Source organism: Roseateles cavernae (genome assembly GCF_040187885.1).
GTDB classification, from domain to species: domain Bacteria; phylum Pseudomonadota; class Gammaproteobacteria; order Burkholderiales; family Burkholderiaceae_C; genus Roseateles_E; species Roseateles_E cavernae.
This window is the reverse complement of the sequence record NZ_JBDPLH010000001.1, coordinates 1,358,406-1,380,880: the sequence shown is the minus strand read 5'-3', so window position 1 is coordinate 1,380,880 and position 22,475 is coordinate 1,358,406. Positions and strand designations below refer to the sequence as shown.

Sequence of the window (22,475 nt, the reverse complement as noted above, 5' to 3'; positions counted from 1 at the left end):
CTCAGCGCGGCGGGTCGCTCGCCCCGACCACCTGGTTGCGCCCGCCCTGCTTGGCGCGGTAGAGCGCGGCATCGGCCGCCTGCAGCAGCGGCGCAGCCTCCGGCGGGCCCGCAAGCTCGAGCATGGCCAGGCCGATCGAGACCGTCACCGCCAGCTCGACCCCACCCCCCACCGGCAGGCGCTGATCGGCGATGCGCTGGCGGATGCGCTCGGCCACCTCGCGGGCGGCGGCGGCCGGTGTGCGCGGCAGCAGCACGACGAATTCCTCACCACCCCAGCGCGCCACCGTGTCACCGGCGCGCAGCTGGCCCTGGATCATCAGCCCCACCGCGCGCAGCACCGCATCGCCGGCGGCATGGCCGTGGCTGTCGTTGACCGGCTTGAAATGATCGATGTCGAGGAACAGGCAGGCCAGGGCCTGGCTGTGGCGGCGCGCCTGGCTGATCTCGATCTGGCAGCGGTGCTCGAAATAGCGCCGGTTGTGCACGCCGGTCAGCACATCGGTCAGGCCGGCCCGCTTGACACGCTCCTGGTTCAGCGCGCTCTCCAGGCAGACCGAGGCGATCGCCGCCAGGCGCTCCAGGAACTTGGTGCCGGCCCCGCTGTTGTAGCGCGCCGCATCGCTGCTGCCGAACTGCAGGCAGCCGATCAGCTGGCCGCGCCGGCTCAGCGGCAACAGCGCCACCGAGGCGATGCCCGGCGCCGTGCCGAACAGGGCGCCGTGCAGGATGGCGTCGTAGGCACCCAGCCAGGGCCGCTGATCCAGACCCAGCGCATCGAGCGCCTGCAGCGTGGGCGGCAGCTGCAGGCCGGGCAGCGCGGTGGCCTCATGCAGCTCGGCGTCCAGGATGCTGCGGATCTCCAGCTGGGTGTCCAGCAGGGTCAGGCCGACGAACTCGATGCCGAACACCGGCCGGTACTCCAGCAGCAACAGGCGCAGCAGCTCGCCCAGCGAGCCGGCCGCGATCAGCCGGTGCTCCAGCTGGTCGAAGCGGCGCATCTTGTCCTCGTTGGCACGGGCCTCGCGCAGCAAGTCTTCCAACTGCTGGCGCAGGGCCTGGTTCTCAGCCGCAAGTTCGCTCGGGTGCATGCTCAGCCATCATCCATCGCTCTCGCGCCGTCGACGCTGGCGCTGCTGGGCTGCGATTCTCGCCGCATGCCGACCACCGGCCGCTGCAGGAAATCCCGGCCCGGGTTCACAATCGCTGCATCAGTGCCCCGAACCGATGGCTTCAGCCCCTACGCATCACCCCACCCCGGCGGCCCGGCCGCTGATCATCGCGCTGTGGCTGGCGCTGTGCGCCGGCCTCGCCACCGCCCAGCCGATACGCCATGCGCTGGCCCAGCAGCAGAGCAGCCACGTCATCACCTACGAGCTCGAGGTCTTGCAGCTGCTGCTCGACAAGACCCGGCCCAGCCACGGCGACTACGCCCTGCAGGCCACCGAGGTCGTGACACAGAACCGCGCCTTCTTGCAGCTGCAGGCCGGCGCGGTCGATGTGCTGAGCTCGATGAGCTCGACCGAGCGCGAAGCCCAGGGCCTGGCGCTGCGGGTCTGCCTGTATCGCGGCCTGCTGGGCGTGCGCCTGCCGGTGGTGCTGGCCGGCCGTGCGGCCGAGCTCGATGCGCTGGAGCAGCCGGAGCAGCTGCGCCACGGCCAGGTCAGCGACTGGCCCGACAGCCAGATCCTGCTGGCCAATGGCTGGCGGGTCGAGCGCATGCCCAGGCTGGCGGCCTTTGCCGAGCTGCTGCGGCGCCAGCGCATCGACACCTTTGCGCTCGGCGCCATCGAGGTCTATCCGATTGCCGATGCCCATCCGGGGCTGGCCGTGCTGCAGCGCTGGGCCATCGCCTACCCCTCGGCCTTCTATTTTTTCGTCAGCCCCAAGCGGCCCGAGCTGGCCGAGCGGCTGCGCCGGGGCTGGGAGCTCGCGCTGGCCGACGGCAGCTTTGTCGCGCTGTTCGAGCAGCGTATCGGTCCCCAGCTGGCGCGCGCCCGCCTCGACCAGCGGCGCTGGTTCGTGCTGAACAACCCGCTGCTGCCGCCCGACACGCCGCTGGACAAGGCGCCATACTGGCATCCGCTGGTGCGCAGCAAGCTGCTGCCGGCCCTCAACTCAGGAAAGCCCCGACCATGATTCTCGAAGTCGCCGACATCCGCATCCAGGCCGGCCAGCAGGCCGCATTCGAAGAGGCCATCCAGCTAGGCATTGCCAGCGTGATCACACGAGCCCAGGGCTTTGTGCGCGCCCAGGTCCAGCATGGCATCGAGTCGCCCGAGCGCTATCTGCTGCTGATCGAATGGCAGACGCTGGAGGACCACACCGTGCACTTCCGCGGCGGCCCGCTGTTCGCCGAGTGGCGCGCCATCGTCGGCCCCTTCTTCGCCAGCCCGCCCCAGGTCGAACACTTCGAGCTGGCGGCGCAGCGCCTGGTCTGAGGCCGGTCCAGAAGCAAGCAGGCCGGACACCCTCGCGGGTGTCCGGCCTGCGCCCAGCGTGTTGGCAGCGTCTTACTTCTTGGCCTTCTTGGCGGCCGGTTTGGCGGCAGCCTTGGCAGCCGGCTTGGCCGCAGCCTTGGCGGGCTTCTCAGCGGCCTTGGCGGCCTTGCGAGCGGCAGCCTTCGGATCGACGGCGGCCTTGAAGCCGGCGCCCGGGGTGAACTTGGGCAGCTTGGCGGCAGCGATCTTGATCTTGTCGCCGGTGCTGGGGTTCACGCCGGTGCGGGCTGCGCGGGCGTGCTGCTTGAAGGAGCCAAAGCCGGGGATAGTGACCGCGCCGCCCTTTTTGACGGTGGTCACCACCGCGTCCAGCAGGGTTTCGATGATGCGGCCGGCTTCGGCCTTCGTCAGTTCGTGCTTGCTGGCCAGGTGCTCGATCAGTTCGGTTTTGTTCATTCCAGGATCTCAATTCTGTGTGGCGCCCGACGATCTCGGGCGGGCGCAATTCTCACTCATAAAACGCAGGGCTCCCGATGACGACGCGGGAAAACGCTGATCTGCAATTGTTTCAAGTGCCTGCAGGCGTGCAGAAGGTCGCAGTGTCAGCGCGCCCGCATCGACGCCACCGGCCTGTTCCATGGCCGCGACCAGGGTCTGCGCGGCCGCCGGGCCGGCCTGCAGCAAGCTGATGCGCAGCGCCGGCGGGAGCTCGCGACGCAGGCCTTCGCTGATCGCCCGCAACGCCTGCTGCGTGGCCTCATGCACGGCGGAGCTGCCCCCGCCGGTCGCGACGATATTGATGATCTGCCCATGGCCACGAGCCTGCAGCAGCGGCAGGCCGGCCGCGATGCCATGCAGCGCGCCGCGCAGATTGACATCGATCATCCGGTCCCAATCGTCGATGCGCAGCGCCGCCAGCGCCGACGGCGCCAGCAGCCCGGCGCTGTTGACGAGCACATCCAGCCGGCCGAACCAGGCATGGGCCAGGCTGATGAAGCGCTGCGTGCTGCGACGGTCCGTCACGTCCACGGCATGGCACTGCGCCGAACCGCCGGCGCGCATGATGAGCCCGGCCAGGGCCTCGATCTGCGGCCGATCACGCGCGCCCAGCACGACATGGGCGCCCTGCGCGGCCAGCAGCCGGGCGGCGGCCGCGCCGATGCCGCCATCGCCCGCCTCGGTGATCGCGACGACCTTGCCTTCGATTCCTGATGACATGAACGACTCCTTGATGGGTGCTGGCCGGATTGGCGCGAGGCTGGGCGGCAGTCTAGAAAATCGCCTCGACGCGGCGGTAGCCCGTTCCTGCAGGCTTCTTGCCCAATGCTCCGAACCTGCTCGCGCGGCCGTGCGCTGGCCGCGCCGGCTGACTAGACTCGCGCCATGTCCACGACCACCACGCTCAACCCTGCCAATGCCAGTGAGTCCCAGGTGCAACTGCTGCTGCGCCAAGCCGAGCTGGTGCAGCGCCTGGCCGCACTCGCGCCGCGAGACGGCGAGCAAAGCACGCCGGTGCCCGGCCTCAGCCTGTGGCGCCTCAGTGCCCCCAGCGAGCCGCACCACGGCCTGCACAAGCCCGCCGTCTGCCTGATCGCGCAGGGCGCCAAGCGCCTCTACCTGGCCGACGAGCTGTACGACTACGACGCCAGTCACCACCTGGTCGTCAGTCAGGACCTGCCGGTGATGGGTCAGGTCTTGCAGGCGACCGAGGAGCAGCCCTATCTGTGCGTGCGCCTGGACATCGACCCGGCGGCGCTGGCCGAACAGGCCCGCCATCTGAGCGCGCCGCCCATGGACGGCCGGTCCAGCACGCGCGGCGTCTTCGTCGGCCACAACAGCATCGAGCTGCTGGACCCGGTGCTGCGCCTGTTGCGCCTGCTGGAATCGCCGCAGCACCTGCCCGCGCTGGCACCGCTGGCGCTGCAGGAAATCCTCTACCGTTTGCTGTCAGGCCCCGAGGGCTGGCGGCTGGCACAGACGCTGACGGGCGGCGGTGGCGGCTCTGCCGCGCGCATCGCCCAAGCGATCAACTGGCTGCGCGAGCGCTATGCCGAACCGCTGAGCATCGCGGCGATGGCCGAGGCCGCGCACATGAGCCCCTCATCGCTGCATCACCACTTCAAGGCCGTCACCGCGATGAGCCCGCTGCAGTACCAGAAGCGCCTGCGCTTGCAGGAGGCACGCTGCCTGCTGCTGGCTGGCGGCATCGATGCGGCCGGTGCCGCTCACAAGGTCGGCTATCAAAGCCCCTCGCAGTTCAGCCGCGAATACAGCCGCATGTTCGGCGCGCCGCCGGCCCGCGATCTGCGCGCGCTCAAGGAGCAGGCGCTGGGCATTGCGCGCTGAGCGCCGGTTGTTGCGGAAAGCGCACCCAGAAAACGCAAAGGGTCAGCACTTGCGTGCTGACCCTCATTGTTTGGTGCCCAGAAGAGGACTCGAACCTCCACGGAGTTACCCGCTAGTACCTGAAACTAGTGCGTCTACCAATTCCGCCATCTGGGCTAGTTTCTTCTTCAGCACATTTACCGAACTGCGCGAAGAGGCCGGACTATAGCATGCGAATTTGCAAGCGCGCAAGCCCTGGCCCATCTTTTGTTCAGGCCGCCGCCGTCATCTTGAAAATGCCGGTCGCATTACCGGCGTCGAAGCGCAGATCCAGGCCCTGCTGCTCGTCCTCGCGCTCGCGCTGGATGAACTCATAGAACGAGCCCGGCACCGCCTGGGTCAAGACCCGACCCTCGTGCAGGAACTGGCGTTCCACCTGGGCCGCGCGGAAGGCGGTCTGGCGCACCCGGCCGGAGGCCGAGGTCTCGATGCTGTCCTTGATCGGCCGGCCCATCACGCGCTGGGTGTCGGCCAGCAGCTCGATGTCGGCAACACGGTCGGTCGCGTGGTTGAAGGCATTGCCCTCGGTCGCGATCCAGGCCATCTCGGCCGACTCGGCCAGCAGGGCCTGGTAGTCGGCCAGCGCGAACAGCGGGTGCTGGCGCTCGAAACAGCCCAGCAGGCGCGGCAGCAGGGACAGCGCGGCATTCCAGGGCAGGACCTTGTCGCGCGCCAGCTGTTCCAGCAGGGCCAGATCGGCGCTGGACAGCGGGTCGCGCGAGGCGCCGATGACGCGGCTCACCGCCGCCTGGAAGGCCGGCGAGAACTGCTCGGGGTGCAGCTCGGAGACGAAGAACTGCGCGATGTCCTCGGGGAAGTCTTCATGCCGCCAGCTGCGGCCGGTCATCTTCAGGCGTGTCAGCGGATAGGTCTCGGCATGGGCATAGCCCAGCGGCCGCAGCACCCGCGTGATCGCCGCCTCGCCGGGAGGCAGCGCGCCGCCGGGCCAGGCCACGGTGCGCAACGCGCCATGGTCGAACACCACGCGTTCGCCGGCACGCTGGCAGTCGGCCACATAGGCGGCACCGGCGGGCACGCGCGCGAGCAGGTCGCGGAACAGCGCCATATTCAGCGCCTGCGCCAGCTCGGCGCGCGACACCGTGTCGCCGACCGGCTTCAGCAGCGCCGGCATCACCTGCAACTGAGCAAACGTCTCCTGCGCCGCCGCCTCGCCCAGCAGGGCACTCAGCAGGCGGCTCAAACCCGATTCAGTCATCGCGATTCACCTCAGATGTCGAACTTCACGCCCTGAGCCAGCGGCAGCGAGCGCGAGTAATTGACCGTGTTGGTCGTGCGCCGCATATAGGCCTTCCAGGCATCGGAGCCGGACTCGCGGCCACCGCCGGTTTCCTTCTCGCCGCCGAAAGCGCCGCCGATCTCGGCGCCCGAGGTGCCGATATTGACGTTGGCGATGCCGCAGTCCGAACCGGCCGCGCTCATAAAGGTCTCGGCCTCGCGGATGTCGTTGGTGAAGATGGCCGAGGACAGGCCTTGCGGCACCTCGTTCTGCAGCGCGATTGCCTCATCGAGGGTCTGGTACTTCAGCGTGTAGAGGATGGGCGCGAAGGTCTCGTGCTTGACGATGGCGGTCTGCGCCGGCATGCGCACCAGGGCCGGCGCGGCATACCAGGCCTCGGGATACTGGGCGGCCAGCGCACGGTCGCCGCCGCTGACTTCGCCGCCCTGCTCGCGCGCGGCGGCCAGCGCGGCCTGCATCGCATCGAAGGCTTGCTTGTCGATCAGCGGGCCGATCAGATGGCCGGGCTCGACGGGCGAGCCTATCTTCAGCTGCGCGCGAGCGCGGTCCAGGCGCGAAACCAGTTCGTCGTGAATCGATTCGTGGGCGATGACGCGGCGCGTGGTCGTGCAGCGCTGGCCGGCCGTGCCGTAGGCGCCGAACAGGATGCCGCGCACGGCCAGGTCCAGGTCGGCGCTGGAGGTCACGATGATGGCGTTGTTGCCGCCCAGCTCCAGCAGGCAGCGACCGAAGCGCGCCGCGACGCGCGGGCCGACCGCGCGGCCCATGCGGGTCGAGCCGGTGGCGGACACCAGCGCGACACGGGCATCGTCGACCATGGCCTCGCCGACGGCAGCGCCGCCGTTGAGCACCTGCGACAGGTAGGCCGGCGCAGCCGAACCTTCCGCCACATAGCGAGCGACGGCCCGCTCGAACAGCGCCTGCGTGGCCAGCGCCGTCAGCGGGGTCTTCTCGCTGGGCTTCCAGACGCAGCTGTCGCCGCAGACCAGGGCCAGGGCCGAGTTCCAGGCCCAGACCGCGACGGGGAAGTTGAAGGCCGAGATGATGCCCACCACGCCCAGCGGCAGGTACTGCTCCATCATGCGGTGGCCGGGGCGCTCGCTGGCGATGGTCAGGCCATGCAGCTGGCGCGACAGGCCGACGGCGAAGTCGCAGATGTCTATCATCTCCTGCACCTCGCCCTCGCCCTCGCTCGTGACCTTGCCGGCCTCCAGCGACACCAGGCGGGCCAGCGCGGCCTTGTGGGCGCGCAGCTCTTCGCCGAACAGGCGCACCAGCTCGCCGCGCTTGGGCGCGGGCACGGTGCGCCATTCCAGGAAGGCGGCGTAAGCCCGGCCGACGGCGGCCGTCATCTCGGCGGCGCTGGCCTCGTGCACGGCGCCCAGCACCGCGCCGTCGATCGGCGAGCGCACGTTCAGGGTGCCACCGGTGTAGGCGGCAGCGGGAACGCCCAGGGCGCTCAGCAGGTCTTGCGTTTGATTCGTCATGGTCTGGATTCTCACTTAACCGATGGACTCGACCTGGCGCGACTGCTGATAGGCCTGGCCGAAACGATTGGCCAGGAAGGCCGGCAGCTCGACCTCTTCCTGGCGGATGAAGCCCTTGGCCGGCAGCTTGCCTTCGCGGAACAGATCAACCGCCGCGCAGATGCCGGCGGCGGTGGTGATCTGGATCGCCGACAGCGGCGCCTTGGCATCGCGCTCGGCGAAGATCTTGCGGGCGAAGACCTCCTGCATCAGCACGCCGTTCTTCATGCCGGAGACGGTCACGAAGACCAGCACGACATCCTGCATCGTCGCGGGCATGCTTTTGCGCATGATGTCCTTGAGCTTGTCCTGGTCGTTGGCCAGGGCCAGGTCTTCGAGCAGGAACTTCATCAGATCGCGGTGGCCGGGGTAGCGCACGGTCTTGTAGTCGAGGTTGCGCACCTTGCCGGCCCAGGTCTCGCACAGCGTGCCCAGACCGCCCGAGGTGTTGAAGGCCTCGTACTCGGTGCCGTCCAGCGAGAAGTGCTCCAGGCCCTCCAGCGGCAGGGCGGAGATGAACTCGCCGCCATGGATGGCTTCGCAGGGGTGGCAGTACTCGTTGATCAGGCCGTCGACCGACCAGGTCAGGTTGTACTTCAGGGCATTGGTCGGGAAGGCCGGCAGCGCACCGACCCGCATCTGCACATCGCGCACCTCGTCGAAGCCGGTGGCCAGGTGGTGGGCGACGATGCCGATGAAGCCGGGTGCCAGGCCGCATTGCGGCATGAAGGCGGTCTTGGCGTTGGCGGCCAGGTCCTTGATGGCCTTGGTCGCGGCCACATCCTCGGTCAGGTCGAAGTAGTGGCAGCCGCATTCCAGCGCCAGCGTGGCGGCCGTGATGGCCAGGTGATAGGGCAAGGCGTTGACGACCGTGTCCTTGCCGCGCAGCTGAGCCGCCAGCGCCGCCTGGTTCTCGGTGTCCACCTCGGCGGTGGTGATGCCCTCGGCGGCGAGCACGGCCAGGTACTTGGCGTTCTTGTCGATCACGGTGACCTGGTAGTCGCCGGTGGCGTGCAGCAGGCGGGCGATGGTCTGGCCGATATGGCCGGCACCGAGCAGGGCGACTTTCATGAGGAACTCCTTCATCGATCAATCAACAGATGGCCGCAGTCTAGGAATGAGCCCGGTCGAAAGAAAGCATGAGTTCGACGAAACCAATAGAGATAATGACGATTCGTCAGCCCCATCACTCACATCGTCGAAATCAAGGGTTATCCATGACTCACAGCGCCCGCGACCCCATCGACCGCCAGCTGATCACCCTGCTGCAGGCCAATGCCCGCGAGAGCACGGCCAATCTGGCACGCAAACTGGGCGTGGCCCGCACCACCGTGGTGGCGCGGCTGGCCCGGCTGGAGCAGGACGGCGCCATCGTCGGCTACACGGCCAAGCTGGGCAGCGAGGCGGCGGACCGCGGCGTGCAGGCCTTTGTCGGCATCACGGTGCAGCCGCGCGCCGGGCGCGAGGTGGTCAAGAAGCTCGGCGGCTTCCCCGAGCTGCGCCAGCTCGCCTCGGTCAGCGGCGAGTTCGACTACATGGCGCTGCTGCGCGCGGAATCGACGATGCGGCTGGACGCCCTGCTCGACGAGATCGGCGAGATCGAGGGCGTGATCAAGACCACGAGTTCGGTGGTTTTGGCGCTGCGCGTGGATCGCAGCGCCTGAGCCCGCAGGGCGCGGGCACGGCGCTTGCTATATGCCACTCTCTCTTGATCGGAGTGCCCGATGAACAAGCAACAACGCTCCACCGCCCGCGCCCAGAACATCGTCACCGCGCTGAAGGCCCTGGTCCTGGTGGCCGCCGTCTGGGGCCTTGTCTACCCGACCCTGCTCTGGGGTCTGGGACGGCTCCTGCCCTGAGGTCTAGCGCCCGATGGCCGCCCGGCCCAGATCGGGCTGGTCGGTGAAGAAGCCGTCCATGCCCAGGGCCAGAAAGGCCTTGAGCTGGCCCGCCATATCGCCCAGGGCCTGGCCCTCGCGCCGGAACTCCGCCGGCAGAAAGCTGTTCTCGGCCCGGAAGGTCCAGCCATGGACCAGCAGGCCGCGCGCATGGGCCTCGGCGATCAGCCGGGTCGGAGCCCCCAGCTGGCCGCCGGCCAGCGGGATCATCAGGTGGGTGTGCGCACCGATGCCGTCGGCATAGGTCTTGATGAAGTCCAGGCCGGCCGGCAGGGCCAGGTCTTGATAAGCGCGCAGATCACCGGCCAGGCTCAGGTCATAGGGCCGGCCGGCGGCGCTGAGCAGCTGCACCAGGCGGATGGCGGTTTTGCCGCGCAGGTACTGCAGGTTCGACACTTCGAAGGACTGGATGAAGACCGGCGCCTCGCGCGTGTTGCCATAGGCGGCATGCAGCGCTTGCAGCAGCCTGTCCTCCAGGCGCGGCAGGCCGGCCGCCTCGGTGAAGGCCTTGAAATAGCTGGGGTGCTTGGTCTCGGGATAGAGGCCGACGCCATGGGCCTTGGCCAGCGCGATGACTTCCTGCAGGGTCGGGATCGGGTATTTGTTGTCGTGCGCCTTGTTGGCCAGACGCTGATCGCGCAGCCGCTCCTGGGCGCGGATGTCGGCCCGGATCTCGGCGGCGGTGAAGTCCTCGGCGAACCAGCCGCCCATCGGCCGGCCATCGACCTGCTTGACGGTGAGCCGGTCCGCATACTTCTCCAGCTCCCAGACATTGCTGCTGGTGTCGGTGCGGTGCAGCAGCGGCCGGCCATCGGCGCCGCGCTTGATGCGGCCGTCGGCCTCCAGCTCGACCCGGGCCAGCAGCGGCTCATGGCGGGCCAGCAGCACACCGTCCTTGCTCATGACCAGATCGGGCTCGATGTAGTCGGCGCCCTGGGCGATCGCCAGCTCATAGGCGGCCAGCGTGTGCTCGGGCAGATAGCCGGAGGCGCCCCGGTGGGCGATCAGCAGCGGCGGGGCCGCCGGTGGCGGGAGGGCTTGAGCCCATGCCGGCAAACCGGCCAGCCAGACCATCAGGGCAGAAACAAGCTTTTTCATCCAGACTCCTTGTTGACCGACACAGGCCAGCATGCCTCAAAGCCGCAGCGCCACCGCGATGCCGCCGTCCGCCCGCCCCATCATCCGATAGCCCAGCCCATGGCGCTCGCACAGGCGCTGGACGATGGACAGGCCCAGACCCAAGCCGGCGCCGGCCTGCCGCTCGCCCGAGCCGCCGCTGGCAAGACCCGGCCCTTCTTCGTTCTCGACCCACAGCTCGCCATCGGCCCAGCGCAGGCGCACCAGGGCGCCCGGCGCATGCTGGGCCGCATTGGCCAGCAGATTGTTCAGTATCACCGCCAGCACCTCGGGCTGGCCGATCAGGTCGAGCGCCGGGTCTATGCCCAGCTCGAAGGGCGGCGCCGGCTCTGCGCGCGCCAGGGCCGCCGAGCGCTGCAGCTCCAGCGCCTGCAGCACCAGGGCCAGCAAGCGGTAGCGCTGTGGCGGCGGCAGTTGCAGAGGCTCGCGCGCCAGCGCCAGCAGGCTTTGCACCGTCTGCGTCATGCTGCGGCAGGCCTCGCGGATGCGCGCCAGCGGCGCCTGGGCATGCGCCGGCAGGTCGCCGCGCGCCTGCAGCAGCTCGGCCGAGTTGGCGATCACGGCCAGCGGCGTGCGCAGCTCATGGCTGGCGTCGCGGCCGAACTGCTGCTCACGCTCGGAGAATTCCCTGTTGCGCTGCCAGGCCGCCTTCAGCGTGGCGGCCAGCCGGCCCAGCTCATTGCGCGGGAAGCTCTGCAGCGCTATCGGCGGCTCGGTGCCGGGCGGCGCTTCGCGCAGGGCACGATCCAGCCGCGCCAGCGGCCGCACCGCCTGGCGCGCCAGCCACCAGCCCAGGCTCAGCGACAGCAGCAGCAACAGGCCACACATCAGCCCCAGATTCCACAGCATGGCCGCGCGCCGCGGCCGCACTTCCAGCTGCTCGCTGACCTCGGCCACCAGCCATTGCTGCGGCTGCGCCAGCCGCAGCAGGTGGTAGTGCCGCCCCTGCTCGCCGGCCAGCTCGCGCCGCGCCGGGTGGGCCGCATGGGCGGCCGCCAGATCGGGCGGGAAGCTGCGCGCATCGGCATGCAGGCTGATGAAGCGGCGCAGCGGTGCAGGCGGCGCCTGCCCGGCCAGCGCCGCCTGCCGCTGATGCTCGCCCTCCTCGGCCAGCATGCGCTCGAAGAAAGTGTCTTCCAGCGAGTACATCATCGCCATCGCCAGCAGCACGAAGAGCGCACAGACGAAGAGGGTCAGGCCGCCGAAGGCCAGCACGATGCGCTGCTGCAGCGACCAAGCGGCCCTCATGCCGGCAGCTCCAGCCGGTAGCCCTGGCCGGGCAGGGTGCTGAGCAGCGCTGGCCGGTCGGGAAAGGGCTTGTCCAGTGCCTGGCGCAGCTGGTAGATGTGGGAGCGCAGTGCGTCCGAATCGGGCGGCTCGTCGCCCCACAGCCTGCGCGTCAGCGCCTCGCGGCTCACAAGGGCCGGATGCGCCTCGGCCAGGGCCAGCAGGATCTGCCAGCCCAGCGGCTGCAGCGGCAAGACCTGACCCTGGCGGCAGGCCTCGCGGCGGCGCCGGTCCAGGCTCAACTCGCCCAGCACCAGCCGATGGGGCCGCTGCAGGCGCGGCCGGGCCGCCAGCGCCAGGCAGCGCGCCGCCAGCTCGGCCAGCTCGAAGGGCTTGCTCAGATAGTCGTCGGCGCCCTGGGCAAAGCCGGCCAGCTTGTCCTGCAGCTGGTCGCGCGCGGTCAGCATCAGCACCGGCAGATGGCGCTCGCTCTCGGCCCTCAGCCGCGCGCAGACCTGCAGCCCGTCCAGGCGCGGCAAGTTCAGGTCCAGCAGCAGCAGGTCGTAGTCCTGCTCCAGCGCCATGCCCAGACCCAGCGCGCCGTCGCCGGCACAGTCGACGCGGTGGCCCTGCAGGCCCAGGTACTCGGCCAGCGTGTCGGCCAGCGCCGCATGGTCCTCGATCAAGAGGATGTTCAGGCGCGGGCGCGACGGCGTCTCGGTCATCGGGGGCTCAGCTCTCCAGTTCGGCCAGCAATTGTCGGGCACGCACATGGTCGGGCTGCTGCTGCAGCACGCGCTTGAGCAGCGCGATCGCCTCGGGCTTGTGGCCCAGCTTGGCATGGACACCGGCCAGTGCCGCTGTCATGCCGGCGTGGGCGGGGGCCAGCCGATGGGCCTGGGCCAGCATGGCCAGCGCGCTCTTCAGGCGCTCAGGCGCGGCCTCGCCCTCGCTGATCAGCAGGCCGTAAGTGCCCAGCAGCAGCGGGTCGTGGCGGCCGGCCTCGGCGGCGGCGTCGTCGCCGGCCAGATGGCGCTCGATCAGGGCCATCGTCGCCTCTTCGATGCCGGGCGTGCGCGCCACCGGCGTGCGGCCCAGGGCCCGCAGCAGGGCTTCGACCAGCGGCGGGGTCGACAGCGGGTTCTGGCCGGTGATCAGACGCTCATCGCTGACCACCAGCGGCAGCATCAGGCCGCGCGACTCGTAGCGCGCGCCCTGGGCTTGCAAGGCGTCCTCCAGCAGAAAGGGCAGCTGGCTCAGGGTCTTGCCCGAGAAGCGGCGCTCCTCGGCATTGCTGAAGCCGGTCACGCGCCGCCCGGCCAGCAGCGGAGTGCCATCGGCGCTCTTCAGGTCCAGCAGGGCCGCCGGGCCGTGGCAGACCGCCGCCAGCACGCCGCCGCGCTGCCAGACCCCGCTCAGCAGCTGCTGCAGCGGCGCATCGCCGCGCAGATCGAACATCGGCCCCTTGCCGCCCAGCACCAGCACGGCCGCATAGTCGGCCGGCTTGAGCCCGGCCGTCGGCAGCGTGGCCTGCAGCCGCGCCATCAACGCGGCATCGGCCTTGACCTGGCGCGCCGTGCTCTCGCCGGACGGCCGGCCCACGGGCGCGCCGCCCTTGGGGCTGGCGATATCGAAAGCCACCCCATTGGCCTGCAGCAGCTGGGCGGCCAGCGCGAACTCGTGAAAGTCATAGCCCAGCTTGCCGCCGTCCTCGGCCTGGCCATGGCTGCTGAGCACCAGCAGCACGCGCGGCTCGGCCGCGCTGGCTTGGGCCATGCTGAAAAGGCCGAGGGTCGCGGCAGCGGCCAGCAGCAGGCGGCGAGAAGTCTTGATCAGAGGCATGAGCGGCTCCGGGGGTGAGGATGCGACAGCCTAGAAAGCCGGGCGTGAAGTCGCCGTGAAGCCTCGGATCACTTTTTTCTTGGCGCCGCGCGAATCCTTTGCCCGCGAACCCGACTCTTGCTTGTCGAGGCGATAGATCCTCGAAAAACTGATTGAAGGAGTTGTGATGCTTTATGTGAAGAACCTGCCGGTCTGGGAACGGCTGCTGCGCGGCGCCGGTGCGCTGGCCATGGGCGCGGCCGCGCTGCTGATGCCTGGTGCCGGCCCCTGGGCCTGGCTGCTGGCCGCCAGCGCGGCCGGCGCGCTGCTCTCGAGCCTGCTGGGTTTCTGCCCGGCTTGCGCGCTGTTCGGGCGCAAGCCGGGTTGAACCGAACCGGGCCGCTAGGCGCTCAGCCCCCAAACCGAGCGCAGCAGCGACAGGGTCGCGACGATGGCCGGCTCATGCTCGGCCGCGCGCGGGTAGATGAAGCTGAGCATCGCGCCGACCCGCGCGTGCGGCCAGATCACGATCTCGCCGCGCTCGCTGGCCGGCAGGGCCACGTCCTCGCGCAGCAGCGACAGCCCGACGCCGGCACGCACCAGGCTTTGCGGCAGCGAAGACTCGTCGGACTCGATCACCTGGTGCGGGCTCAGGCCTTGCCGCGCGAACATATCGCGCATCAGGGTCTGCACATGGTGCTGGGCCGGCGCGCCTATCCAGGGCATCGCGGCGATATCGCGCCAGCCGGCATGCAGCAGGGCCTGGGCCTGGCTGGCCGGGCCGGCGATGCGGTAGTGGATGGTCTGCAGCGCCAGGCCCGCCGCCTCCTGCGGGATGCTGGGGCCGATATAGAAGGCGCCCTGCAGGAGCCCGGCCGCGACCTGCTCGCGCAGCTCCTCGGCCGGGCCGTTGCGGGTACGGATTTCCAGCAGCGGCAGGTCGCGCACCAGGGCGCCCAGCAGTGAGCCCAGGCGCAAGGTGTCGGGGTCGGCCACGGTGCCCAGGGTCAGGCTGCCGGTCACCTCGCCCTGCAGATCGCGCGCCTTGCCCAGCAGATGGCCGGCCGCTGTCAGCACCTGCTCGGCATCGGCCAGCAAGGCCTCGCCGGCCCGCGTCAGATTGATGCGGCCGGGCCGGCGGTCGAACAGGGTCACGCCCAGCCCCTCCTCCAGCGCCTTGATCTGGCCGGTGATGGCGGGCTGGGTCAGGTGCAGGGCTTCGGCGGTGCGGGTGATATTGCCCAGCTTGGCCGCCGTGACAAAAGCGCGTAGCTGATAGATCTCCATGCGGCGAGCGTAGCGCGACCGTCAGCGGTCGAGGAAACGCACCTGGCTGGGCTCGATGCCCAGCCGGACCTGGGCGCCCGCCGCGAACATCGCCAGACCGGCGTAGTGGGCCTGATCGGTGACCAGGGCCACCTCACCGACGCGCACCCGGTAGCGCGAGAACTCACCCAGGAACTCGGCGCTCTCGACCCGGCCATCGAGCCAGACGCGCGAGGCATCGACCGCCTCGTCACGCACCCGGATGCTGACCTGGTGCGGCCGGAAGGCCAGCGCCGCCGCGCCCAGCGCCGGCGCCTCGGCCGGGCTCGGCAGGGTCAGGCTGCCCATGCCCTCGACATTGAAGACCAGGGTCTCGCCGTTGACCGCGGTGACCCGGCCCTCCAGCAGATTGGCGGTGCCGACAAAGCCGGCGACGAAGCGGTTGACCGGGAAGTCATACAGCCCGGTGGCCGCGCCGACCTGCTGCAGGATGCCCTTGTCCAGCACCGCCATGCGGTCGGCCGTGGTCATCGCCTCCTCCTGGTCATGGGTCACGAAGACCGTGGTCAGGCCCAGCTTGCGCTGCAGGTTCTTCAGCTCCTCGCGCATCTGCACGCGCAGCTGCTTGTCGAGATTGGACAGGGGCTCGTCCAGCAGCAGCAGCTTGGGCTCGATCACGACGGTGCGCGCCAGCGCGACGCGCTGCTGCTGGCCGCCCGAGAGCTGGCCGGGCCGGCGCTGGGCATAGGTCTGCAGGCCCACCAGCTCCAGCACCGCGCCGACCTTGCGGCGGATCGCGTCCTTGCTTTCGCGCCGCTCGACCAGGCCGAAGGCGACGTTGTCCCACACCGTCATATGGGGCCACAGCGCATAGTTCTGGAACACCATGCCGATATTGCGCCGGTGCGGCGGCGTACCGGTGATGTCCTGGCCGTCCACCAGCAGCTCGCCGCGCTGGTGCTGGTTGAAGCCGGCAATCAGTCGCAGGAGCGTCGACTTGCCCGAGCCCGAAGGACCCAGCAGCGCGAAGAACTCGCCCGGCTCGATGCGCAGATTGACGTCACGCAGCACCTCGGTGCTGCCATAGCTCAGGCTGATGTGCCGGGCCTCGAGGGAGACTTTGTTCAGATGCATGGTGATCAAGCCTTGTGAACGGGAGCGATGGCGCGCGAGCGCTCGACGACGCGGTGCGAGAAATAGGTGCCCAGGCCGACGACGACGACGGCCAGCACACCCAGCGCCGCGCCGGGACCGCGGCCCGAGATGCTTTGCATATAGAGATAGATGCCGTAACTCATCGGCGCCTGGCTCTGGGCCGAGGACAGCAGGATGGTGGCCGAGAGCTCGACCGCGGCGGTGATGAAGCTGGTGACGAAGCCGGCCAGCATGCCGCCCATCATCAGCGGCACCATGATGCGGCGAATCGTCGACAGCCGCGAGGCCCCCAGGCTCTGCGCCACCTCCTCCAGCGAGACATGGACCTGCTGCAGCGCCGCCATGCAGGAGCGCAGCGCATAGGGCAGGCGACGCACCGCGTAGGCCAGCATGATCAGCACCCAGGTGGTGATCAGCGGGGTCTCGGTGAAGGGCAGGTTGACCCCCTTGAACAGGCGCAGATAGCCGATCGCCAGCACCAGGCCCGGGATCGCCAGCGCCGCCGAGGCCAGATAGTCCAGCCATTGGCGGGCCGGCAGCTCGGTGCGCAGGATCAGGTAGGCGATGGCCGTGCCGATCAGCACGTCCAGGCCGGCGGCCATGAAGCAATACATCAGCGTGTTGCCAATCATGCGGCTGGAGTCGCTGAACACGGTGGCGTAGTGCTCCAGCGTGTAGGCGTCCGGCAGCACCGAGAAACTCCACACCTTGGAGAAGGACATCAGCAGAATGCCCAGATGCGGGGCCAGCGTGACCAGCAGGATCAGGACGATCCAGCCGTAGGCCAGCAGCGATTCCCACATTCCCAGCCGGCGCCGCTGCAGCGCGCTGCCGCCCTTCTGCAGGGTCGCATAGTCCTTGCCCTTCATCACGCGGGCAGCCAGCCACAGCGCCAGGATCGAGAAGGCGATCATGATGACGCTGATCACATAGCCCAGCGGATCGTCGATGCCCACCGAGGTGATGCGCAGATAGGCCTGGGGCGCCAGCATATTGGTCACGCCCATCACCAGCGGCGTGCCCAGGTCGTCGAAGACCTTGACGAAGACCAGGGCCGCGCCGGCCAGGAAGCCCGGCATCGCCAGCGGGAAGATGATGCGGCGGAACAGCCGCCAGCCCTTGGCGCCGAGGTTCAGCGCCGACTCCTCCATCGCGCCGTCGATATTGCGCATCGCGGCGACCAGGTTCAGCAGGATGAAGGGGAAGTAGTGGATGCTCTCGACGAAGACCACGCCCCCCAGCCCGTCCATGATCGGGATCGTGAACCCGAAGTACTCGTTGAGCAGCAGGTTCAGCGAACCGTTGCGGCCGAAGATCAGCTGCAGCGCCACCGCACCGACGAAGGGCGGCATGATCAGCGGCAGCACGCCCAGGGTCTGGATCAGCAGCGCGCCGCGGAACTCGAAGCGCACCGTCAGATAGGCCAGCGGCACCGCGATCAGGCTGGCGAAAAACACGCTGGCCAGCGCGACGATCAGGCTGTTGAAGAAGGATTCGCGGAACACCGTCTGTTCGAAGAAGTTCGCGAAGTGCCCGAAGGTCAGCGCGCCGGTCTCGTTGATGAAGGCGGTGTAGATCACCAGGCCGACCGGGATCAGCAGGAACAGCAGCAGAAAGGCCAGGATCAGGCCGAAGGCCAGCCAGGGGCCGAAGCCGCTCAGCGCGCGCCAGGGACGCACGCGGCCGGCGGCTGGCCCGGCGGCGCCGGGCTCCGTGTAGACAGCAGACATGGTGTGTTTCCGAAAGGACGCTCCGGGCCGGGGCCGAGGGAGCGTCGAGGGACGACAGGGCTTGGGGCGAGCGACTACTTGGCCAGCGCCAGCGCTTCCTCGGCCAGCTTGGTGGCACGGGCATAGTTATCGCGCGCCTTGCTGGCCCAGAGCTGCTCCAGGCCGGTCAGTTCCTTGGACACCGCCACCTCGCGGCGGTTCTTGCGGAACAGCTCGAGGAACTGCTCGTTCTTCACATTGGCCTCGCCGACCAGGGAGCTATAGGCCAGGTTGCGGGCCTGGCTCGCCAGCTCCAGCCCCTTGGCATTGGGCCGGGCCTTGAGCGCCTTGTCGGCCGCATGGATGGCCTTGGTGGCGGCCTGCAGCTCCTTGAGCCGGAAGGTCACCATCTGGTCGAACAGGCTGGTGACCACCTGGTAGCGGCTCTCCGACAGCTCGGCGTCGAACTGCACCTTGGCGCGCGCCGCCACCGCCTGCGGCACCGGATAGCCGGCCGGTGCCTTCAGCGCCGTGTAGGGCAGGATGGGCAGGCGGCTGATCTTGGGGTCGAACAGCAGCTGCTGGCCCTCGGTCGACATGCTGAAGCGCATGAACTTCTTGGCCTCCTCGGGGTTCTTGCTGCCGGCGATCAGCGCGATATTGGCCGGCACCACCGCCGTCATCGACGGGTAGACGAAGTCCACCGGAAAGCCCGAGTACTTGCCGGCCAGGCCGAAGAAGTCGATCACGATGCCGATGCCGTACTGGCCGTTGTTGACCCCGTCCGGCACCGCGAAGCTGCGGTCGGTGACGGCGGCCGCATTGCCCATCATCGCCAGCAGCTGGCTCCAGCCCTTGTCCCAGCCCTCGCCCTGCAGAATCGTCTCCACGGTCAGCTGGGTCGTTCCCGAACGCGAGGGGCTGGAGATCGCGACATGGCCAAAGTACTCGGGCCGCGTCAGGTCGACCCACTCCTTGGGCGCCGGCAGCTTGTTGGCCGCCATATAGCGGGTGTTCCACATCATGCCGTAGCCCGCCAGCGCCTGGCCGTAGTAGAGGCCGCCGGGGTCGTTGAGCGGGTAGTTGCCGATCTTGGCCGGCGCGGCCGGGTTCTTGACCTCGGGGGCCGGCAGCAGCAGCTTGTTGCGTGCCAGCACCTCGAAGGCATCGGGCGCCGAGGCCCACATGATGTCGGGACGCTGGCCCTCGGCCAGCTCGCGCACATAGGCGATGGCGGCCGTGGTGTTCTTGTTCAGGATCTCGATCTTGATGCCGGGGTTCGCGGCCTCGAAGGCCTTCTGGTAGGCGGTGGTCAGCTCCTTGGGAAAGGAGGTCAGCACCGTGACCGTGCCGGCCGCCGCCAGCTGAGCGGCGCCGAGCAGGACGAGGGCCAGGGCGGCCGCGCGAAGAGTCTTCTTGCCTTGCATGCTTGTCTCCTGTTCTTTTGCTGACAGTGAGAGCGCAATGTAGGAGGCCGGCTGCGCGGCAGCCAATCATCGTTTCTGATGCGAGCCATCAGCGGCACGGCCGGTCGGGTTAACCCCTGACCGGCCATCAGCCCATGATCAGGCCGGCAGCAGCCCGCGCGTGCGCGCCATCAGCCGCGTCAGCCCCAGCATCGCATCGGTATGCGGCGTGGCCAGGCCGAGCTGCTGCGCGATCTCGCGCACCGAAGCCACCAGGGCATCGAGCTCCAGCGGCCGGCCGGCTTCGACGTCCTGCAGCATCGAGGTCTTGAAGGCTCCCAGCTTGCGTGTCACTTCATGGCGCTGCTCGGGCGTCTGATCGACAGCGCAGCCGATGCGCGCGCCGATGTCGGCGGCCTCGCGCATCACATTCGTGACGAAGCCGCGCACCAGCTCGTCGTCGAGGATGCGGTCGCAGGTCGCGCCGGTCAGTGCCGAGATCGGGTTCATGGTCATATTGCCCCAGAGCTTGAACCAGATATCGCGCTGGATGCGCTCGGAGACCGTGGCATTGAAGCCGGCGCGGCCCAGCAGCGCGGCCAGCGCCTCGATGTGCTCGGGCCGGCCGCCTGCGGGCGCGCCGAGTATCAGGCCCATGCCCATCACATGGCGGACCAGGCCGGGCTCGGGCGTCGTGCAGCTGGCATGGACCACGCTGCCGATCACGCGCGCGGCCGGGATCAGGCCGGCCACCCGGCCGCCGGGGTCGACCGACTCCAGCCGCAGGCCATCCAGCGCACCGCCCAGGCCATCGAAAAACCACCAGGGCACGCCATTCATCGCCACCAGCACGCGGGCCTGCTCGTTCATGTCCAGCAAGGCCTTGACGGCCGGGGCCACCGCCGCCAGCGCCGGGCCCTTGACGGCCAGCACGATCAGGTCCTGCGGGCCCAGCTCCTCGGGCCGCTCGCCGGCCGCTAGGGGCACGGTCCAGCGCTCGCCGCCGGACTCGACACGCAGCCCCCGCTGCGCGCGCAAGGCCGCCAGCGTGGCGCCGCGCGCCAATGCGCTGAGCTTGACTTCGGCGCCCAGCCGGTGGCCCAGATGGCCGGCGAACCAGCCGCCGATGGCACCGGCGCCCACTATGCACACTCTCATCGTCATTCCCGTTGCTGTGTCGAGCGCCCCTGGTCGGAGCGCAGGCGGCCAGTCTCGCACACGGCTGTAGGCGCCGGCCGACGGGCGGCCGCGGCCGCCACCGCTGGTCGCGGCGGGGCAAGAGGCCTATGCTGCCCAGCAATGAGAACCTTGAGCTGCGAGCGCTGTGGCCAGCGCGTCTTCTTCGAGAACCTGGCCTGCGACGCCTGTGGCGCGGCGCTGGGCTTTGTGCCGGCCGAATTGCGCTTCGGCGCCTTCGAGGTCGGCAGCGACGGCGTCTGGCAGCGCCTCGCCGAGGGTGCCACGGCTCAGCGCCCTTGCAGCAACTACCGGCTCGAAGGCGTCTGCAACTGGATGCTGCCCGCCGACTCGGCCCAGGCCCTGTGCCTCAGCTGCCGCTGCACCGATGTGATCCCCGCCTTGGGCAAGCCCGAGAACCGCGACCATTGGGCGCGCATCGAGCGCGCCAAGCGGCGACTGTTCTACAGTCTGATCGCGCTGAAACTGCCAACGCCCAGCAAGGACGACGACGCCGAGCACGGCCTGTCCTTCCACTTCCTCGAACAGGTCACGCCGCAGCAGCGGGTGCTGAGTGGCCATGACAACGGGGTGATCACGCTCAATATCGCCGAGGCCGACGACGCCCGCCGCGAGCAGATGCGCGCCCATCTGCACGAACCCTACCGCACCCTGCTGGGCCACTTGCGCCACGAGATCGGTCACTACTACTGGGACCGGCTGGTCAGCGGCTCCGGCTGGCTGGCCGAATTCCGCGCGCTGTTTGGCGACGAACGCGCCGACTATGGCCAGGCCTTGCAGCAGCACTACAGCGGACCGCTGGCCGACTGGCGTTCAAGCTTCATCAGCCGCTATGCCAGCGCCCACCCCTGGGAGGACTGGGCCGAATGCTGGGCTCATTACATGCACATCCAGGACGGACTGGAGAGCGCAGCCGCCTGGGGCCTGCGGCTGGAGCAGGCGCTGCCCGGCGGCGCGCCGGTGATCGCGCAGCCGCTGTCGCGCGAGGCCGTATTGGCGCCGGCGCTGATCGAGCAATGGCTGCCGATCTCGCAGTTCATCAACGCGATGGACCGCAGCCTGGGCTCGCATGACAGCTATCCTTTCGCCATGCCGACGCCGGTGATCGAGAAACTCGACTTCATCCACCGGCTGCTGGCTGCGGTCGGGCGTGGCGAGCTGGCCATGAACTTCTCGCAAACCATCGAATCGGAGCCCTGATATGGAAACCTCGTTTCATCGCTTCTCGGATCTGTTCGCCCAGCTGGGCCTGCCCTCGGACGAGGCCGGCATCCGCCGCTTCATCGGCAGCCATCGGCCGCTGCCGGCCGATATGAGGCTGGCGGACGCGCCATTCTGGAGCCCGGCACAGGCGGCGCTGCTGCGCGAGCAGGTGCGCCAGGACGCCGACTGGGCCGAGGTCATCGACCAGCTCAACGTGGCATTGCATTGAGCGGGCCCTTGGCCACCGCAGCCGCAGGGCCGGCGGTGATGTGATCGGCCTCGCACTCGGCGAGCCGAGCGAGCGCCTGACGCGACGAGGCCTGCCGCGGATCGCCGAGCGCTTCCCGGATCGCCAGCGACTGCAGGAAGCAGTCCCGGGCCGGGCCGAAACGCCGCTGTTCGGCGAGGCTGCGGCCCCAGTGGTGCAGCACATAGTGCTCCAGCCGGGTCCAGCTATGCAGGCGGGCCTGCGCCAGCGCCTCGGCGAACAGCGCATCCGCCTCGGCTCGCTCGCCACAGTACTGGCAGGCCGTGGCCAGCGCATGGAGCAGCCAGGCGGAGGGCTCATGCGCAGGGTGCTGGCGCGCGGCGGGCAGGAACTCGCCGAGCAGCCTGCGAGCCGCCTGCTCTTGCCGGTCGGTCGTCAGCAGGCTGCCGAGATCGCCGGCATGATCCAGCGCCCGCAACAGATCGGCCTCTGCCCGCGCCTGCGCCAGTTGACGCTCGGCATGCGCCATGTCACGGTGCAGAGCGGCCGGATCGGGCGCGGTAAAGCGCAGGAAGAAGGTCTCGTCGGTGGCGGGGGCATCGTTCATTTTTCGCAGCACGGATGGAGCAGGCTTGCGGG

The 22,475-nt window shown here is 69.2% G+C and carries 24 protein-coding genes and 1 tRNA gene; 8 read left to right on the top strand and 17 right to left on the bottom strand.

The window, feature by feature from the left end; translation table 11 throughout:
- Window position 1: 1 nt before the first annotated feature.
- Window positions 2-1,090 (bottom strand): GGDEF domain-containing protein, encoded by a 1,089-nt coding sequence (locus ABGI63_RS06570; protein WP_349741613.1) that lies wholly within the window; start codon window positions 1,088-1,090, stop codon window positions 2-4.
- A gap of 136 nt (window positions 1,091-1,226) precedes the next feature.
- On the opposite strand from ABGI63_RS06570, the gene ABGI63_RS06565 reads away from it, so the two are divergent.
- Both ABGI63_RS06565 and ABGI63_RS06560 read left to right on the top strand, forming a co-directional pair.
- Window positions 1,227-2,138, top strand: coding sequence for a hypothetical protein (locus tag ABGI63_RS06565; RefSeq protein ID WP_349741612.1), 912 nt, complete (start codon window positions 1,227-1,229; stop codon window positions 2,136-2,138).
- Window positions 2,135-2,440 (top strand): antibiotic biosynthesis monooxygenase family protein, encoded by a 306-nt coding sequence (locus ABGI63_RS06560; protein ID WP_349741611.1) that lies wholly within the window; start codon window positions 2,135-2,137, stop codon window positions 2,438-2,440. The genes ABGI63_RS06565 and ABGI63_RS06560 overlap by 4 nt, the downstream gene beginning before the upstream one ends.
- Before the next feature lie 72 nt (window positions 2,441-2,512).
- Here the strand turns inward: ABGI63_RS06560 and ABGI63_RS06555 are convergent, their stop codons facing one another.
- Window positions 2,513-2,896, bottom strand: a complete 384-nt coding sequence (locus ABGI63_RS06555) for an HU family DNA-binding protein (protein WP_349741610.1) — start codon at window positions 2,894-2,896, stop codon at window positions 2,513-2,515.
- A gap of 9 nt (window positions 2,897-2,905) precedes the next feature.
- Window positions 2,906-3,658, bottom strand: a complete 753-nt coding sequence (locus ABGI63_RS06550; RefSeq protein WP_349741609.1) for an SDR family oxidoreductase — start codon at window positions 3,656-3,658, stop codon at window positions 2,906-2,908.
- A gap of 165 nt (window positions 3,659-3,823) precedes the next feature.
- Between ABGI63_RS06550 and ABGI63_RS06545 the strand changes: the two genes are divergently transcribed.
- On the top strand, window positions 3,824-4,786 hold the full coding sequence (locus ABGI63_RS06545; RefSeq protein WP_349741608.1) for an AraC family transcriptional regulator: 963 nt from the start codon (window positions 3,824-3,826) through the stop codon (window positions 4,784-4,786).
- Between the two features lie 71 nt (window positions 4,787-4,857).
- On the opposite strand, the gene ABGI63_RS06540 is transcribed toward ABGI63_RS06545, so the two are convergent.
- The 4 genes from ABGI63_RS06540 to ABGI63_RS06525 form a co-directional block, all read right to left on the bottom strand.
- Window positions 4,858-4,942, bottom strand: a tRNA-Leu gene (locus ABGI63_RS06540).
- Between the two features lie 94 nt (window positions 4,943-5,036).
- Window positions 5,037-6,026 (bottom strand): DUF1338 domain-containing protein, encoded by a 990-nt coding sequence (locus ABGI63_RS06535; RefSeq protein WP_432767385.1) that lies wholly within the window; start codon window positions 6,024-6,026, stop codon window positions 5,037-5,039.
- A 26-nt stretch (window positions 6,027-6,052) separates the two neighbouring features.
- A complete protein-coding gene (amaB, locus tag ABGI63_RS06530) occupies window positions 6,053-7,570 on the bottom strand; it encodes an L-piperidine-6-carboxylate dehydrogenase (RefSeq protein ID WP_349741607.1) in 1,518 nt (505 codons plus the stop codon).
- Window positions 7,571-7,585: 15 nt separating this feature from the next.
- Window positions 7,586-8,680, bottom strand: a complete 1,095-nt coding sequence (locus ABGI63_RS06525; protein WP_349741606.1) for a saccharopine dehydrogenase family protein — start codon at window positions 8,678-8,680, stop codon at window positions 7,586-7,588.
- 146 nt (window positions 8,681-8,826) lie between these two features.
- Here ABGI63_RS06525 and ABGI63_RS06520 point away from each other — a divergent pair, with 146 nt between their 5' ends.
- Window positions 8,827-9,273, top strand: a complete 447-nt coding sequence (locus ABGI63_RS06520; protein WP_137944187.1) for an Lrp/AsnC family transcriptional regulator — start codon at window positions 8,827-8,829, stop codon at window positions 9,271-9,273.
- A gap of 60 nt (window positions 9,274-9,333) precedes the next feature.
- The gene (locus ABGI63_RS06515; protein ID WP_349741604.1) at window positions 9,334-9,468 is read left to right on the top strand and encodes a hypothetical protein; all 135 of its coding nucleotides are present in this window, start codon (window positions 9,334-9,336) and stop codon (window positions 9,466-9,468) included.
- Between the two features lie 3 nt (window positions 9,469-9,471).
- Here the strand turns inward: ABGI63_RS06515 and ABGI63_RS06510 are convergent, their stop codons facing one another.
- The 4 genes from ABGI63_RS06510 to ABGI63_RS06495 are packed head-to-tail and all read right to left on the bottom strand — an operon-like array spanning window position 9,472 to window position 13,713.
- On the bottom strand, window positions 9,472-10,605 hold the full coding sequence (locus ABGI63_RS06510) for a glycerophosphodiester phosphodiesterase family protein (RefSeq protein WP_349741603.1): 1,134 nt from the start codon (window positions 10,603-10,605) through the stop codon (window positions 9,472-9,474).
- Between the two features lie 36 nt (window positions 10,606-10,641).
- The gene (locus tag ABGI63_RS06505; RefSeq protein WP_349741602.1) at window positions 10,642-11,892 is read right to left on the bottom strand and encodes a sensor histidine kinase; all 1,251 of its coding nucleotides are present in this window, start codon (window positions 11,890-11,892) and stop codon (window positions 10,642-10,644) included.
- Entirely contained in the window at window positions 11,889-12,596 is a 708-nt protein-coding gene (locus tag ABGI63_RS06500) for a response regulator transcription factor (RefSeq protein ID WP_432767378.1), read from the bottom strand. Before ABGI63_RS06500 ends, ABGI63_RS06505 begins: the two co-directional genes overlap by 4 nt.
- Window positions 12,597-12,603: 7 nt before the next feature.
- Window positions 12,604-13,713, bottom strand: coding sequence for a type 1 glutamine amidotransferase domain-containing protein (locus ABGI63_RS06495; protein WP_349741601.1), 1,110 nt, complete (start codon window positions 13,711-13,713; stop codon window positions 12,604-12,606).
- A gap of 166 nt (window positions 13,714-13,879) precedes the next feature.
- Here ABGI63_RS06495 and ABGI63_RS06490 point away from each other — a divergent pair, with 166 nt between their 5' ends.
- Window positions 13,880-14,080 carry a YgaP-like transmembrane domain gene (locus ABGI63_RS06490; RefSeq protein ID WP_349741600.1) on the top strand — a complete coding sequence of 67 codons (201 nt, stop codon included), beginning with the start codon at window positions 13,880-13,882 and terminating at the stop codon, window positions 14,078-14,080.
- Between the two features lie 14 nt (window positions 14,081-14,094).
- Here ABGI63_RS06490 and ABGI63_RS06485 read toward each other — a convergent pair whose 3' ends face one another.
- The 5 genes from ABGI63_RS06485 to ABGI63_RS06465 all read right to left on the bottom strand — a co-directional run bounded on the left by ABGI63_RS06485 (window position 14,095) and on the right by ABGI63_RS06465 (window position 20,386).
- Window positions 14,095-14,979: a LysR family transcriptional regulator gene (locus ABGI63_RS06485; RefSeq protein ID WP_137944193.1), complete on the bottom strand. Its 885-nt coding sequence runs from the start codon at window positions 14,977-14,979 to the stop codon at window positions 14,095-14,097.
- Between the two features lie 21 nt (window positions 14,980-15,000).
- Entirely contained in the window at window positions 15,001-16,086 is a 1,086-nt protein-coding gene (locus ABGI63_RS06480) for an ABC transporter ATP-binding protein (protein ID WP_171018355.1), read from the bottom strand.
- 11 nt (window positions 16,087-16,097) lie between these two features.
- Window positions 16,098-17,843: an ABC transporter permease gene (locus ABGI63_RS06475; RefSeq protein ID WP_349741599.1), complete on the bottom strand. Its 1,746-nt coding sequence runs from the start codon at window positions 17,841-17,843 to the stop codon at window positions 16,098-16,100.
- A 74-nt stretch (window positions 17,844-17,917) separates the two neighbouring features.
- Window positions 17,918-19,249: an ABC transporter substrate-binding protein gene (locus tag ABGI63_RS06470; RefSeq protein WP_349741598.1), complete on the bottom strand. Its 1,332-nt coding sequence runs from the start codon at window positions 19,247-19,249 to the stop codon at window positions 17,918-17,920.
- A 138-nt stretch (window positions 19,250-19,387) separates the two neighbouring features.
- Window positions 19,388-20,386 (bottom strand): 2-dehydropantoate 2-reductase, encoded by a 999-nt coding sequence (locus ABGI63_RS06465; RefSeq protein ID WP_349741597.1) that lies wholly within the window; start codon window positions 20,384-20,386, stop codon window positions 19,388-19,390.
- A gap of 141 nt (window positions 20,387-20,527) precedes the next feature.
- Between ABGI63_RS06465 and ABGI63_RS06460 the strand changes: the two genes are divergently transcribed.
- Together ABGI63_RS06460 and ABGI63_RS06455 are read left to right on the top strand one after the other, a co-directional pair.
- Window positions 20,528-21,625 (top strand): zinc-binding metallopeptidase family protein, encoded by a 1,098-nt coding sequence (locus ABGI63_RS06460; protein WP_349741596.1) that lies wholly within the window; start codon window positions 20,528-20,530, stop codon window positions 21,623-21,625.
- A gap of 1 nt (window position 21,626) precedes the next feature.
- Window positions 21,627-21,857: a DUF2789 domain-containing protein gene (locus ABGI63_RS06455; protein WP_349741595.1), complete on the top strand. Its 231-nt coding sequence runs from the start codon at window positions 21,627-21,629 to the stop codon at window positions 21,855-21,857.
- Here the strand turns inward: ABGI63_RS06455 and ABGI63_RS06450 are convergent.
- Entirely contained in the window at window positions 21,838-22,443 is a 606-nt protein-coding gene (locus tag ABGI63_RS06450; RefSeq protein WP_349741594.1) for a tetratricopeptide repeat protein, read from the bottom strand. The two genes, ABGI63_RS06455 and ABGI63_RS06450, sit on opposite strands and share 20 nt — an antisense overlap.
- Between the last annotated feature and the right edge of the window lie 32 nt (window positions 22,444-22,475).

Excerpts from the sequence above, each read along its gene's own strand:
- ABGI63_RS06570 (WP_349741613.1), bottom strand. The coding sequence starts at position 1,090 with ATGCACCCGAGCGAACTTGCGGCTGAGAACCAGGCCCTGCGCCAGCAG.
- ABGI63_RS06565 (WP_349741612.1), top strand. The coding sequence starts at position 1,227 with ATGGCTTCAGCCCCTACGCATCACCCCACCCCGGCGGCCCGGCCGCTG.
- ABGI63_RS06560 (WP_349741611.1), top strand. The coding sequence starts at position 2,135 with ATGATTCTCGAAGTCGCCGACATCCGCATCCAGGCCGGCCAGCAGGCC.
- ABGI63_RS06555 (WP_349741610.1), bottom strand. The coding sequence starts at position 2,896 with ATGAACAAAACCGAACTGATCGAGCACCTGGCCAGCAAGCACGAACTG.
- ABGI63_RS06550 (WP_349741609.1), bottom strand. The coding sequence starts at position 3,658 with ATGTCATCAGGAATCGAAGGCAAGGTCGTCGCGATCACCGAGGCGGGC.
- ABGI63_RS06545 (WP_349741608.1), top strand. The coding sequence starts at position 3,824 with ATGTCCACGACCACCACGCTCAACCCTGCCAATGCCAGTGAGTCCCAG.
- amaB (WP_349741607.1), bottom strand. The coding sequence starts at position 7,570 with ATGACGAATCAAACGCAAGACCTGCTGAGCGCCCTGGGCGTTCCCGCT.
- ABGI63_RS06525 (WP_349741606.1), bottom strand. The coding sequence starts at position 8,680 with ATGAAAGTCGCCCTGCTCGGTGCCGGCCATATCGGCCAGACCATCGCC.
- ABGI63_RS06520 (WP_137944187.1), top strand. The coding sequence starts at position 8,827 with ATGACTCACAGCGCCCGCGACCCCATCGACCGCCAGCTGATCACCCTG.
- ABGI63_RS06515 (WP_349741604.1), top strand. The coding sequence starts at position 9,334 with ATGAACAAGCAACAACGCTCCACCGCCCGCGCCCAGAACATCGTCACC.
- ABGI63_RS06510 (WP_349741603.1), bottom strand. The coding sequence starts at position 10,605 with ATGAAAAAGCTTGTTTCTGCCCTGATGGTCTGGCTGGCCGGTTTGCCG.
- ABGI63_RS06505 (WP_349741602.1), bottom strand. The coding sequence starts at position 11,892 with ATGAGGGCCGCTTGGTCGCTGCAGCAGCGCATCGTGCTGGCCTTCGGC.
- ABGI63_RS06500 (WP_432767378.1), bottom strand. The coding sequence starts at position 12,596 with ATGACCGAGACGCCGTCGCGCCCGCGCCTGAACATCCTCTTGATCGAG.
- ABGI63_RS06495 (WP_349741601.1), bottom strand. The coding sequence starts at position 13,713 with ATGCCTCTGATCAAGACTTCTCGCCGCCTGCTGCTGGCCGCTGCCGCG.
- ABGI63_RS06490 (WP_349741600.1), top strand. The coding sequence starts at position 13,880 with ATGCTTTATGTGAAGAACCTGCCGGTCTGGGAACGGCTGCTGCGCGGC.
- ABGI63_RS06485 (WP_137944193.1), bottom strand. The coding sequence starts at position 14,979 with ATGGAGATCTATCAGCTACGCGCTTTTGTCACGGCGGCCAAGCTGGGC.
- ABGI63_RS06475 (WP_349741599.1), bottom strand. The coding sequence starts at position 17,843 with ATGTCTGCTGTCTACACGGAGCCCGGCGCCGCCGGGCCAGCCGCCGGC.
- ABGI63_RS06470 (WP_349741598.1), bottom strand. The coding sequence starts at position 19,249 with ATGCAAGGCAAGAAGACTCTTCGCGCGGCCGCCCTGGCCCTCGTCCTG.
- ABGI63_RS06465 (WP_349741597.1), bottom strand. The coding sequence starts at position 20,386 with ATGAGAGTGTGCATAGTGGGCGCCGGTGCCATCGGCGGCTGGTTCGCC.
- ABGI63_RS06460 (WP_349741596.1), top strand. The coding sequence starts at position 20,528 with ATGAGAACCTTGAGCTGCGAGCGCTGTGGCCAGCGCGTCTTCTTCGAG.
- ABGI63_RS06455 (WP_349741595.1), top strand. The coding sequence starts at position 21,627 with ATGGAAACCTCGTTTCATCGCTTCTCGGATCTGTTCGCCCAGCTGGGC.
- ABGI63_RS06450 (WP_349741594.1), bottom strand. The coding sequence starts at position 22,443 with ATGAACGATGCCCCCGCCACCGACGAGACCTTCTTCCTGCGCTTTACC.